The organism is Chryseotalea sp. WA131a, assembly GCA_025370075.1.
Lineage (GTDB): Bacteria > Bacteroidota > Bacteroidia > Cytophagales > Cyclobacteriaceae > ELB16-189.
The window spans coordinates 2,091,608-2,104,978 of the sequence record CP073016.1 but is presented as its reverse complement, the minus strand read 5'-3'; the positions used below and the strand labels follow the sequence as shown (position 1 = coordinate 2,104,978).

Genomic DNA, 13,371 nt, shown 5'->3' with positions numbered 1-13,371 from the left:
ACGCGTAATCCAACGTTTTCGTATCTTTAGTGCGTTCGGTGTCGGGGACACCGCGCGGCTTCGGAAGCCCCGCTCGAACGCAAATACTCACGTTAGCAGCAAGTTTGAATATGACATGGAAACAAGATAGGGTACTAGTTTTTATTTGGGCTGGACAATTTTTAAATGACAACCCTGAAAAGAAATTTTATTTCGACAAAGATGACAAGACTTTTTTTAGTTTGTATTTAACGGGCAATCAGTACAACTTATTTGACAGGCATGCAGCGAACTTGACAAAGGAAATAGAAGAGATTCTCCGTTTGAAAATTGAAAAAGTAAAGACAAACTCAAGAAGTATAATTGAAATTGAAAAGGCGGACAAGGTTTTTGACTATTCGCCAAGTATTCCATCTAAGGACAAGGAGGACTTCAAACTGAAAATGGAAATGGAAAATGAAATGATAAAATATGCACTTCGATTCCTTGACGACAATCAGATTGATTTGGAGACGACTGACATTATTGAGTTATATTGACTGAGAGGCAAACCAGCTGCTAACAATGTATTTGCGTCAAGCGGGGTTGACGCGTAATCCAACGTTTTCGTATCTTTATTGCGTTCGGTGTCGGGGACACCGCGCGGCTTCGGAAGCCCCGCTCGAACGCAAATACTCACGTTATGCGCAAGCCCCGCGAACGCGCAGGATTTTGAATCTGCAAAACAAAATTCATCCCCCGCCTTTTCTTACTTGTTTTGCAGCTTTTCAAATTGGTTCACCATTGCGTGGGGACGGTGACGCGGTCGACAATTTCTTCACCGCGCCACGCTTCACCGCTCCGGGACAGGGACGTAGCGCACCCGGCACGTTGGACGGTTTTTCGGCCCCTGAAAAGTTTCTGGGGCTGTTCGCATAACAAAAAGTTTATGCCAGCTGCGGGTGCGGTGCGGTTATTCGGTTTGTTTTCCTTAATTTAGCTCGGCCACGTGCGACAGGGACGCGCTCCGAAAACCGCAGCCGTCATAAACTTAGCCGTTATGCGCAAGCCCCGCGGACGCGCAGGATTTTGAGACCGCAAAACAAAATTCATCCCGCGCCTTTGCTTATTTGTTTTGCAGCTTTTCAAATTGGTTCACCATTGCGTGGGGACGGTGACGCGGTCGACAATTTCTTCACCGCGCCACGCTTCACCGCTCCGGGACAGGGACGCAGGCGCACCCGCCACGTTGGACGGTTTTTCGGCCCCTGAACAGTTTCTGGGGCTGTTCGCATAACAAAAAGTTTATGCCAGCTGCGGGGTCGTTGTGGTTATTCGGTTTGTTTTTCTTAATTTAGCTCTGCCACGTGCGACAGGGACGCGCTCCGAAGACCGCAGCCGTCACAAACTTAGCCGTTGTGCGCAACCCCTCTAGAAAAGTATGGCTTCGATTGACCTATATAAACATAAACTTCTTGGACGCATAAATTGCCCGAGCACTTACGACTTCGTTTACAATAGTTCCACAAAGGACATTGGTGTCTACGAATTACTCGAGGACATACCGAACAGCGAGGACAACTTTGACGGAAAAACTGGAGACATAATTGTAGGTGGTGGTAGCGGAGAAGCTCCTGCACTGCGAATAACAATGCCTGACTGCTTCGACTTCTTTATAACTGACAAGGACGTGGACTTTCAGCATCATGACGAACTGTTTAAAGCATTTTGGACTCCGACTCAATCATTTAAGTTGTGTGAGGGCTTTAAAAAAATTGGGTGGGACATTAACTCACCAATTGAATTTTGGTTAACTGAGAATATTTGCCTGACATTGATTAACGAGGTTGATAAATTTAAGAAATTTAATTCAGGACAAAAATTGCCTACTTATTTAAAGTGGACTGCATGAATGGCAGCGCACAACAAAAGCTTATTGCAAGCGGGCGGGACTGTGCGTCATTTAAGTTTGTAGTTCTTTATTTATCTTTATCTCGTTGGACAGGGCGCAGGTATTAATTGCCCGCCAGCAATAAGCTAAACGTTAGCTGCCATTTTTGAACAGACACCATGTCACCACGACAACTTATTAACATAACAGTAGCTTCGATCACTTTTATACTGTTGACTTCTTGCAGACAATCCAAAGTTGACGGAGTTATAATCGGCAACGCATTATATGAAAATCAGGACTACGCAACTAATAAGCGACTTTGCGACATTATCAATCGGACACTTGACAAAGACCAGCAAGCTTTAATTGAACTGACTGAGTTTTCGTGTGGTGGGGCTGCTGGTTGCTATGACCTCGGTTATGTGTTGACGCAAATAATTAATAGATTAGGAGAAAAGGAATTTATTAAACTTATAAACGGACTGACTGAAAAACAGAAAAACGAAATTAATGAGCTTATTATAGTTGGACTTGAGTATGGCGACAATGACTATGACGGAAAAATGGACGGCACGACAATCAGCGCGACTTTTCCGGAGCTCGAGCAAGCATTGACCAAAAAAAACGGCAGCTAACAAAAGCTTATTGCAAGCGGGCGGGACTGTGCGTCATTGAAGTTTGTAGTTCTTTATTTATCTTTATCACGTTGGACAGGGCGCAGGTTTTAATTGCCCGCCAGCAATAAGCTAAACGTTGTAGGCAAGCCACTGGGAGAGTCCCTACTTAGAAAACTTTTTGTGAGAATAGTCGTATGCAGCTTTATAGGCAGATTTAATTCCAACAATTTAACAAAGACCAGAAAATGAAATTAAAATTTATCTTGACCATTACGTTTTTAGTAACGACACTTTTTTTGAGTGCCCAGACAAGTGGCTTAATTGTAAATCCTAATATTGCTTTACTTTCAGACAGTATAGAAAGCAAGCAGCTACTTTCATCATTGAATGACTTTTTAGTGGCTGCCCAAAAACCAAACGAAGAAAATAAATTTATTCTCCCAAGCGAGAAAATAGAAACCTATGTTTTGCTTGATGAGATAAACGGTATTGCGAAAAGCGGAAGATTTAAAGATGACTTTTTTTATAAGCCCTATCTGACAAATGTTGTACCTCTTAAGGAAAGTAAGTATTTGATACAGGTGTCTTATATTGGCGTAGACGAGAAAACTCCATTGACTAGGGCAAGTTTTAAATTCATTGCCACCAAGACAAATAATACCTTTTTATTCTCTTCTACTCTGATACGAAATTCAAGGAATTGGAAAGTCTTAAAAGTAGGCAACAATATTTTTCACTACCAGAGTGACATAAATAAGGCAAAGACAAAGGAGTACGATAAAATGGCCTCCGTTTTTGATGGTAAACTAAAATCGAAAGATAAGATTACTGAGTTTTATTGTACTGAAAATTTTGCCGAAGTTCTAAACTTGATAGGCGTGGACTATAAATCAGACTATAATGGCTACACAGAGAATACTTTAAGTTCATCATTAGGTGATAGAAAAGTGATTGTTCTAGGGAACAATAATGCAAATTTTAATGACTTTGACCCTCACGACTTATGGCATGACCGATTAAGTTTAGTAATTTCAAGACGAAAAGTTAACAAGCCAATTGACGAGGCATGTGCTTATCTCTATGGTGGTAGTTGGGGAATTAGTTGGAAAGATATTTTCAAACAATTTGAAACAAAAATAGCGAGCGACAAAAATTCAAATTGGTCAGACTACAAGGAAAATCCCGTAAATTTTGGAGAAAGTCAAGCCAGACATCTAATGGTTGACTATGTAGTGAATGCCTTAATAGTACAAAAAATAGAAAAAGAAAAGGGTTTTGACGGAGTTTGGGAATTTTTGAACTGCGGACCTTATGAAAAAGGGAATGAGAATTATTACAAAACACTTGAAAAACTGACTGGCATTACTAGGAATAACTACAATGACAAAGTTTGGGAACTTATAAAAAACGAAAAATAATTGCGGCCTGCCTACAACAATAGCTTGCTGCAATGGCGGGGTTCGGTGCTGCATTGTAGTTTTATTTTCTTTATTTCGTTCAGCCACGTGGGACAGTGACGCATTTCATAAACCCGCCACAGCAGCAAGCCTCACGTTATGGGCAATTTTTGACTTGAGTCATGTTCAACCTATTTAGAAAGAAAGGAATTCCAGACCTGTTACCAATAATGAGAATGGAAGATTACCATACTCATTACCTTGGACAATGCAGTGACGGTCGACTATTTTGGGGTTATGAAACATTTGTGTTTTCAAAGCCAATGGACGAAATAACAGGGGACGAAGACTGGAAGAAAAGTAGATGGGAGTACGCAGTACTTCACACTTTCGACAAAAAAGGAAATTACTTGACGACAAAACATTGGTTTGCAGGAACAACGGCAGACGTGGACAATGAAAAAATTAAAGTAAAACTTCAAGAAATGGTTTCTGACTTGGGACAAACGGAATTCAAAGACATAAAAGTAAAAACCTTTAAGACCGTAATTAACGGGTTTATCTTTGGTTTGGTTCCTGACAACGAATCGTTGACTGTGGAGCTCCAACCAAGTTCGACAATTTCATTTCAAGAACCTTGGGACGGAGAATACTTCACCTAAATTGTGTGGACAGAAAACTGCCCATAACAATGTATTTGCGTCAAGCGGGGTTGACGCGTAATCCAACGTTTTCGTATCTTTAATGCGTTCGGTGTCGGGGACAAGGCGTGGCTTCGGAAGCCCCGCTCGAACGCAAATACTCACGTTATGCCTCATTGTAAAAGGAGCGCGCGGGTAAAAAAATTCACTGACAAATGAGTATCCAACTTATTCCAAATCTATACAAAGACAACGACACAATTTATCACTACACGACTTCTGAGACGGCTCTATCTCATATTTTGCCGAGCATGAAATTACGACTAAGTCCTCGTTCTCAATCAAGTGATCCAATTGAAAACACAGAACATTTTTTTAGCTATGCTGGAGGTAATCACGGAGAAGGAATTCCCGCTGATGCAATTCGATTAACGAACGAGACCAAGAAAATGCTTAGAAAAACTAAGCAAGTTTGTTTTTGCAAAAATACTTGTCGTCCGGACGAAAATGGTATGATTTTTCCTCCTTTTGAAAAATACGGGTTTGCAAAACCAAGAATGTGGGATCAATATGGCGACAAATACAAAGGTGTCTGTTTAGTCTTTTCCTTAAAAAGATTCTTTTTGTGACAATCCTCACTTTATTCACAAGTGCTTATAGCCAATCTATTGATGAGGTAAATAAAAAGATTGCCTTATTGGAGAAGGTTTCCGTGGAATTAGCCGATAAGCAATTGCTCGCCTACAACAACAAGGACATTGATGAATTTTTGAGACCGTTCAGCGACAGCGTAAAAGTAAGGGAATACCCGAATACTATGTTGTATGTTGGTAAATCTGAAATGAGGAAGCGATATGAAAAGTTATTTGCCATTCACCCAAAGTTAAAGTGCGAGATTGCGAATAGGATAGTATTTGGGAACAAGGTGATTGATCTGGAAAAGTTGACAGGCTTTGATAAGTCAGGCGGTTTTCCTGATAATTGGGTAATGGATGCGTTGGTTGTTTATACAATTACCAATGACTTGATAAGCGAAGTTTGTTTTGTTAAGCAACTTTAGGCACGAAAAGAGAATTGGATCTAGATTTTTCGGGTGGACCTAAAAGTTGGTTTGACCGTTGGCACACACTTTGACTGGGACAGAAAAGGAAACAAGAACAGGAAGACAAGAAAACAATATCTTGAACAAATCCTCGAGACATTTGATCAGTTAAAACAAAAACTAAAGACTTACATCACGACTTTCAGTTATGGATAATGATTGACCAAAATGACAGCGGAGAGGACTGTGTTTATGTTTATACAAAAAGTCCGAACATAGACAACTTCCCAATGAAAGTAACGACTTGACAATAATGACGAAATTGAGAGCAAGGGTTCAAAACAATTTGTGGACGTGTTGAACTTTGAGAGGGTTCGAGTTAAAACATGTGACGGGGATATTTACTACTTGTTTGACAAGGGAGTTGGAATTAGCTTGGTGTAAAAGTGCCAGCACACAACAATGGCTTGCTGCAAAGGCGGGGTTTGGTGTTGCATTTTAGTTTTGTTTTCTTAATTTCGTTCAGCTACGTGGGACAGTGACACGTTTCAAAAACCCGCCACTGCAGCAAGCCTCATCGTTATGGGTAACTTGTTTTGTTCTCGTGGGACTTTAGCTCGTTGACAGTTTTTCGTTTGACGTTTACGTGTGCACTCCGTTGACCGAGGAAGACAGCACGTTGCTGAGCGTTTGACGCAGGACGACATCGGGACGCGCTTCGTGGAGGGTGACGCAGGACAGCAGCCCATAACATTAAGTTTGCGCCAGGCGGGGCTGACGTGTGGCTTGTAAGTTTCGTGGTTATTTGGTTTATTTATCACGTGGGAGATGAGGCAGGTGTCAACTTCCCGCCCTGACGCAAACTTTAGCGTTAGCAACAATGCCCTTCCGTGTAACCCGACAAATTCTCCACGACAATAAAACAATGTTCGACAACCCCACCTATTAAGTATCTCCACTTGGACAACTTAGCGTATCTTTAGACAACGGGGTCTTTAAAAAGAAACATAAAAAACTGGGACTCGACTCGGCTGACGAACAAAGATTCGTCTAACAATTCCCACCGCACCGCAACCTAAAAAGATTCTCGCCCACGCTTTTGGCACTTGCCATTGCCGCACCTCCCACCGCGACACCAAAGCAATGGCAAGAGCCAAATCCCAACCCGCCAAAAAAGAAAAAATAACTGCGACATACTTTGGCTGAGTGGCTGAATACTTTTGATTCAAAAAACAATGAAATTATGAAATCAAAAGGAATTGCTTACTTATTATGGCTTATCAGCATTTTTGGGTGGCTGGGGTTTCACCGTTTCTATCTTGGGAAAATCGGTACGGGTATACTCTGGATAATTACAGGCGGAGTACTCGGCATTGGTTCGTTGATTGACCTATTCACTTTGGGGGGACAGGTTGACCAATATAATACCAATAATGAATTGAAGACATTGAGAGCAACCGCATTGGAGATTGGCAAAATAACAGCCAGCAATCTAAAAAAACCGTGAAAAAGAATCTAAAAAGGAAATCTCATATTGATCTCGAATTCCTAAACGAAAAATTTTCTGTTGACCGTTACCTACAACTAAATCAACTAGAACGCATTGAGTTTAGAATGGAACTAAAAAAAACTATTAAAACCCTACAGCGTAACTACACCATCTTATGGATGTCCAATGAAAACTTGGTTAAAAAGGGAATGCAAAATGAGAATAAAATTGCGCAAGCCATTTCTATTTTGGAAGAATGGGCATCATCATACCAATATGACAGGCTTTTTTACATCAAGGAATGTATTGCCGATTTGAAGAAGCATTTACTGGAAGAAATGTTTGGAGGCAAGCAACTCTTTTATGATTTAGATAAAAATATGATTGCCTTTGATACCAACTATCTACCGTTCATTCTTGGAAGAAACTCTAATTTAAAATTAGTACAGAATGAAAACTTACCACATAAATGATGAACTTACTAAGGAACAGGTGCAGGTCTTGAAAAAGCTAAATTACATCCTAGCCAATAAAGAGAGAGAACTATTAGAAAGGCTCAGGACAATTAGCGAAATCTATGGAAAACGACTGAAAAGAAACGGAGGTGATCTTCAAGACTACAATTTGGATTTTTATATCGAATACTATACGGGAAGAAATAGTCCGGCCTTTGTATTTAATGAGGCCTTTTCTTTAAGACACATAGAATCGAAACAAAAACAAGTTAATGACGATTGGAGTGAAGAACAATTTCCAAAACTGGGTACAAGGTGGTGTTACACCATGCATGCGTTATGGGATCATAACAAAAAAAACAAACATATTTTTAAGATAACAGATATTTAGTTCGCAGTGCGAATTGAAGAACAGCAGCATATCGAAATAGCCAAACATGAAATGATAGTCTAAAGTAGGATTTTAATATTAGTATATTTGTTTATGGCCAGTTTACATTTTGCCACTAGCCATGCCAAACAATTATTATAAATACTGCGGAAGAAACATTTCAAGTCTTGCACCTGGCTACTGCACACGATATCCAAACGCTGAACAAAGAAAAGACAATTTTAAAAATACATTGTATGAAAGACATTAAAGTTTACAATCAACTATCCAAAGAATACAATCAATTATTTTTAGAAAACATTTTATCATTTCAAACAAAACTAAAAGAAGATGGAAAGGCCGGAGAGTACTATATTGATTTTTATCCAAGTTTTGGAATTGCGGAAAACGAGCACGCTGATTTTTTAGTATATGGTCAGGCTGCCAACGGCTGGGGTTCCGGTTTTGAAATAGCAACGCCTATTGATATTGACAATAAATTATCAGAGAGTATACTAGCGTCCAATAAATATTTTGAGCCTCTTAACCATAATCCTTTAGATTTTATTAATGTGCAATGGGATATGTATTCTTATGAAGAATACTTACTTAAAGATGTCGGTGTAAAGGATTTTTATAAAGGTAATTATAGGGCAAACCGTTCATTTTTTTGGAACGTTGTGTTTAAGTTGATAAATGATTACTATGGTACAGATCGCAATCAAAGCTCTTGGTCGAGCAAATTAGTGTGGTCAAACTTATATAAGATTGCTCCAGAGGACGCAAACCCAAGCGATTATGAACAAAATATTCAAATGGAGTATTCTATAAAATTGTTAGAACTGGAAATCAAGGAAGTAAAACCAAAGTATTGTATAATTCTTACAAATGGGAAATGGTGGGAGCCATTCGGCAAAGCTTTAATACAGAATTTCCCAACAATACAAGAATTACCATCTAAAATTCACTACAATGAAAAATTTGACTCCACAAAAATAATAGTAACAGAACGACCTCGATTTGGAGGTCACAAGCTTCAAGATTTATTTGTACATCAAATATTGAGTTTGATAAAGTCTTAAACTAAGTTTTGTGGATAACACCTACATAAATTTCTTTAAAGGTGAATACGGTGACGAATGGTTACGCGAATACAACCGCTTTTTAATAACCTCGCCAAGTATTATTGTTTTAGAAGAGACCGATTGTGAAAAGGCCGCTGTTTGGATTGATACTAAGTTGAGATCTAGTATTCATAACAAACGTATTATTCAATTTGGAGAGAATAATCCTTATGAGAGCATAACTTACTTTTTAAAAAATGGAATTCTTATCCATTTGCATTGTTTCGTTGAAATTATATTTCTGAACGAAGTTCAATTAAAAGAGGCCAAACAATTAGCCAAACAGATCAATAGGGTATCGCAACTAAGGGACAAACAGTAATATGTCAAAACGTGAATATTTTCTCCGTTACTCACTAATTCTGAAAAGGCTGCAAAAAGGACAAGCAACATTTGAAGATATAAGTACCTACTTAGCGCGTGAATCTGACCTTCTGGACTGCGACCTTTCTATTTCTAAGCGGACTTTTCAAAGAGACTTAACCGAAATAAGGGATATTTTTAAAATTGACATTCAATACGACTTTTCGCGCAGAGTCTATTCCATTGAAGACAGAGATAAATCAGAGATAACTGGGAGAATGTTAGAAGCCTTCGATATGTTCAATGCTCTCAACATTACAGATGACCTTTCTAACTACATTCAATTCGAAAAGCGTAAGGCTCAAGGCACAGATAATTTTTACGGAATACTACACTGCATAAAGAATCGGCTTATAGTCAGATTTCCCTATCTGAAATTTGATGAAGATGAGATTAGCAAAAGAGACGTTGAGCCATATGCTTTGAAAGAATTTAGAGGCAGATGGTATCTTCTGGCAAAAGACCAAAAAAACAATCAACTAAAAACTTTTGGACTAGATAGAATACAGGAAATCGAAATAACCAAGAAGAAATTTGAGTGGCCACAACACTTTGATGCAAATGAAATGTTCAAAAACTACTTTGGGATCATCAATTCAATCGACAAAGACATGGAAGAGGTGATATTATCATTTGACTCTTTTCAGGGGAAGTACATTAAATCATTTCCGCTTCATGAATCACAAAAAGTGATAACTGATAACTATGAAGAGACCCAAATAAAACTTTCACTCTATATTACCTATGACTTTGTAATGGAACTCCTATCGTTCGGTGACAGAGTAAAAATAATCTCACCCGACAGCTTACGAAAAGAACTTTGCGAAATATACAAAAATGCTTTGGTTCAATACAAGAAGTGAGTCTGCCCGCTAAGTAAGAATTAAGCAACCTGATTCATAAAGTAAGCAGGATGATTTAGAAAACTCCTGACCTGCTTTAGAATTGGAGCTTCCGCGAATAGAATTCTCGCACCTGCGAGTAGTATTCTTGCTTCCGCGACTTCAAAACTCGCCTCCGTGCGGAGAATTCTTGCGACAGCGCGGAGAAATGGAGCATCCGCGAGTAGTATTCTCGCTTCCGCATTTAGAATTCTCGCGCCCGTGACTTCAATTCGGGCGACCAATCATTGAATTTGAGCAGATTTTGGGCATATCTAACCCGACAGTGAGGCCGACCCAGGCAGCACACTTGCCAAAGGCCACACATCCAACCGCACAATCCAAAGCCTTTGCCAAGAGTGCCTCACCCCCGCACCAATACTGGACAGATTAATAAGAGCAAACTAAAAGATTCTCCAAGGCTGCCCCCCGCGCGGGTACAGTTTCACAACCAAGTTCCGGTGACAAAGAACAAATGAATAGCAAACGGACAACCATGTACCGTGACAATCAATTCTATTACGTGACACCTTTACGACACACTAGCGACTGACTTAAAAGTTGAGAGAAGAAGGGCACATGTTGCTAACAAAGTGCTTCTGCAATAGCGCGTTGACGTGTAAGCTATAAGTGTTATCTTCGTTCAACGTTTGGGTTCGGGGACAGGACGAGGCTTCGAAAGCGCGCTACTGCAGAAGCACAAACGTTGGTAGCAATAGGGCCCGGACAAATTTGTGTTTCAAAAAAAGAGGACGACAATTTTCTAACAAAGATTTTCCACGGGGACAAGTGAACGGCTCCATGACAACTTGGACTTTGAAAAAACTAAAACGTGGGACAGACTAAAATCAATACAGCCGACCCTTCGCATTTTTAAGAAAATTGTGCTTCGATTTGCCCCACGCATTTGGCACATGCCATAGCCGCGCAAACCCAACGCGACACCAAAGCTATGGCAAGAGCCAAATTCCCAACGCACAAAAAGCGGTTAAAAGACTCAAATTTCCCTATATTACCATTTAATAGCTTGAAAACTGACTTTAGATAATGGCAAAGCATAGCCGTTACCAACTCGAAAAAATCCCTTAGCAATGATAGAGAGTTCTAAAATAACAGAAATTATAAATACCTCTCCTAGTGTTGAGCTACTCAGGCTAAGAAATAGGGAAGCTATTGTTGGTTTTTTTATAAGGACTTTTTCCAACCTTCGAGGGAGCATCTCCTATGATAACATACACAGCCAACTTGCCGATTACCTAGAGTTCAAACAAATCGAAAATGATGATGAGAATGAGATAGAATTAATTGACACCTATGAAGTAAAGGCTAAGAAATATATTCTGAGTTGGACAAACAAGGGATTTTTAACGAATTATCAGGATGACCAAGGGGAAATATTTTATGAACTCTCATCTCACTCAAGTAAAACTATTGACTGGCTCTCCAGCCTAAAAAAAGAGGAGTACATTGGTACAGAGTCCAAATTCAAGTACATATTTAGTCAATTAAAAGAATTAGTGGAATTTACTAATGATGATACTGACAAGAGAATTCAATTACTAGAAGACAAAAAATTAGAAATTGAACAACAAATTCAAAGGATAAAGACAGGGGAAGATGTTAAAGTATTTCAGGAATTTGAAATTGTTCCTCGCTTTAATCAGTTAAACCAATCGGCCAAGGAATTACTCTCAGACTTTAAGGAGGTTGAAGACAACTTCAAAGAAATTACAAAAGCAATTTACCAAAAGCACGCTGACGGAAGTTTGACAAAAAGTGACATCTTGGAATTTACTTTTGATGCACTTGATTCACTTAAAGAAAGTCAACAAGGCAAAAGCTTTTATGCTTTTTGGTCGTTCATTTTAAACCCTGACTTGCAAAAAGAATGGGAAATATTAACCAAAGAATTATATAATACACTGGAAAGAAAATCTATTTCGGTAAATGATCAGTTTCTCAAGGGAATGAAAAAACACTTACATGGTTCGGGCCAAAGGGTGTATAAAGCTAATGATAAAATGGCCGAGAAATTGAGTCGTATTATTCGGGAAAGTGAGAGCTCTAAATCAGAAGCTACAAAAAACGTCATTCAAGAGATTAAGAAGTCACTTGTCGAAATCAGTAATAAAGGAAAAAGGCCAGAAATTTCATTTGAATTAGAAACTGATATTGAAATCAACATACTCTTTGAACGTAAATTAACTCTTGAACAAACTGAAGATATTTCTTATACAAACAAGCCCAAAATAGCAGACGCTGATATCTCGCATTCTAATTACCTAAATAAGCTATTTGCACAATCTAATATTGACAAGGAGCTACTTAGAAGAAGAATCAAAGATATTCTTAAAGAAAAATCACAAACAACACTTTTAGAAGTTGTTGAAAATTCCGGAGGGCTTGAAAAAGGGTTGCCTGAACTTTTCGGATACATTGCTATTGCAAAAGAATTCAAGCATATAATCAGTCCTGATAAAACACAGAACGTCATGTTTGATGTTGAAAATAAAAAGCAAATTAGAATACCTGAAATTATTTTGACAAAATGAGCAGTTTAGAGAGAAATATTCAGCCATATAGCAAAGCAATAGTTAGATTGCTCAAATCGCCAGTTGAGCGAAATTCAACCGTATGGGAAGATATAATCAACTATCAAAGAGAAATTCAGGAATACATCGGTCAAATCGGATTAGAGTTAATTGTAAAAAAAGATGAAGGTTTTGCTTTCGTAGAGCAATTTGAAAATAGCGAAGGCGAAACACTAGGTTTAGTTACAAGGAGACAAATCGGCTTTGAAACATCAATCGTTCTTGTGGTTTTAAGGCAGAGTCTAGAAGAATTCGACAGCAATCCCACTCAATTGGCAACGGAAAAATTCATTACTGATTCCGAAATTAAAGATGAATTGGAACTCTTTCTGCAAGAGGGTTACAACAAATTGAAGTTTAAAAAAGACCTAGATAAATACATTCGGAACGTAGTCGAATTGGGGTATCTGAAAGAAATCAACAAAAAGGATAGCGAAACAAAATACCAAATCCACCGAATCATAAAGGAGAAAATAACACTCGATACTTTACAGGATTTTCAAACAAAACTGAAAGAATATGTTGAGTCTGTTTAGTACAAGTTCTAAC

Annotated in this window: 15 protein-coding genes; all 15 read left to right on the top strand. The window is 38.8% G+C overall.

What is annotated here, in order from left to right; genetic code table 11:
- Positions 1-110 precede the first annotated feature (110 nt).
- The 15 genes from KA713_09490 (at position 111) to KA713_09420 (ending at position 13,358) form a co-directional block, all read left to right on the top strand.
- Positions 111-518, top strand: a complete 408-nt coding sequence (locus tag KA713_09490; protein UXE68781.1) for a hypothetical protein — start codon at positions 111-113, stop codon at positions 516-518.
- Positions 519-1,399: 881 nt separating this feature from the next.
- On the top strand, positions 1,400-1,870 hold the full coding sequence (locus KA713_09485; protein UXE68780.1) for a hypothetical protein: 471 nt from the start codon (positions 1,400-1,402) through the stop codon (positions 1,868-1,870).
- A gap of 158 nt (positions 1,871-2,028) precedes the next feature.
- Positions 2,029-2,487 (top strand): hypothetical protein, encoded by a 459-nt coding sequence (locus KA713_09480; protein UXE68779.1) that lies wholly within the window; start codon positions 2,029-2,031, stop codon positions 2,485-2,487.
- A gap of 227 nt (positions 2,488-2,714) precedes the next feature.
- Positions 2,715-3,887: a hypothetical protein gene (locus tag KA713_09475; GenBank protein UXE68778.1), complete on the top strand. Its 1,173-nt coding sequence runs from the start codon at positions 2,715-2,717 to the stop codon at positions 3,885-3,887.
- Positions 3,888-4,048: 161 nt separating this feature from the next.
- Complete coding sequence (locus KA713_09470; GenBank protein ID UXE68777.1) at positions 4,049-4,528, top strand: hypothetical protein; 480 nt, start codon at positions 4,049-4,051, stop codon at positions 4,526-4,528.
- 290 nt (positions 4,529-4,818) lie between these two features.
- A complete protein-coding gene (locus tag KA713_09465; GenBank protein ID UXE68776.1) occupies positions 4,819-5,136 on the top strand; it encodes a DUF2971 domain-containing protein in 318 nt (105 codons plus the stop codon).
- The gene (locus KA713_09460) at positions 5,133-5,567 is read left to right on the top strand and encodes a nuclear transport factor 2 family protein (GenBank protein UXE68775.1); all 435 of its coding nucleotides are present in this window, start codon (positions 5,133-5,135) and stop codon (positions 5,565-5,567) included. The genes KA713_09465 and KA713_09460 overlap by 4 nt, the downstream gene beginning before the upstream one ends.
- A gap of 1,225 nt (positions 5,568-6,792) precedes the next feature.
- Positions 6,793-7,056: a TM2 domain-containing protein gene (locus KA713_09455; protein UXE68774.1), complete on the top strand. Its 264-nt coding sequence runs from the start codon at positions 6,793-6,795 to the stop codon at positions 7,054-7,056.
- Complete coding sequence (locus KA713_09450) at positions 7,053-7,511, top strand: hypothetical protein (GenBank protein UXE68773.1); 459 nt, start codon at positions 7,053-7,055, stop codon at positions 7,509-7,511. Before KA713_09455 ends, KA713_09450 begins: the two co-directional genes overlap by 4 nt.
- Positions 7,489-7,884, top strand: coding sequence for a hypothetical protein (locus KA713_09445; GenBank protein ID UXE68772.1), 396 nt, complete (start codon positions 7,489-7,491; stop codon positions 7,882-7,884). Before KA713_09450 ends, KA713_09445 begins: the two co-directional genes overlap by 23 nt.
- 236 nt (positions 7,885-8,120) lie before the next feature.
- Positions 8,121-8,945 carry a hypothetical protein gene (locus KA713_09440; protein ID UXE68771.1) on the top strand — a complete coding sequence of 275 codons (825 nt, stop codon included), beginning with the start codon at positions 8,121-8,123 and terminating at the stop codon, positions 8,943-8,945.
- A gap of 10 nt (positions 8,946-8,955) precedes the next feature.
- Complete coding sequence (locus KA713_09435; GenBank protein UXE68770.1) at positions 8,956-9,309, top strand: hypothetical protein; 354 nt, start codon at positions 8,956-8,958, stop codon at positions 9,307-9,309.
- Position 9,310: 1 nt separating this feature from the next.
- Positions 9,311-10,213, top strand: coding sequence for a WYL domain-containing protein (locus KA713_09430; GenBank protein ID UXE68769.1), 903 nt, complete (start codon positions 9,311-9,313; stop codon positions 10,211-10,213).
- Between the two features lie 1,109 nt (positions 10,214-11,322).
- Positions 11,323-12,783: a DUF3375 domain-containing protein gene (locus KA713_09425; protein ID UXE68768.1), complete on the top strand. Its 1,461-nt coding sequence runs from the start codon at positions 11,323-11,325 to the stop codon at positions 12,781-12,783.
- Positions 12,780-13,358 (top strand): DUF4194 domain-containing protein, encoded by a 579-nt coding sequence (locus KA713_09420; GenBank protein ID UXE68767.1) that lies wholly within the window; start codon positions 12,780-12,782, stop codon positions 13,356-13,358. The genes KA713_09425 and KA713_09420 overlap by 4 nt, the downstream gene beginning before the upstream one ends.
- Positions 13,359-13,371 lie beyond the last annotated feature (13 nt).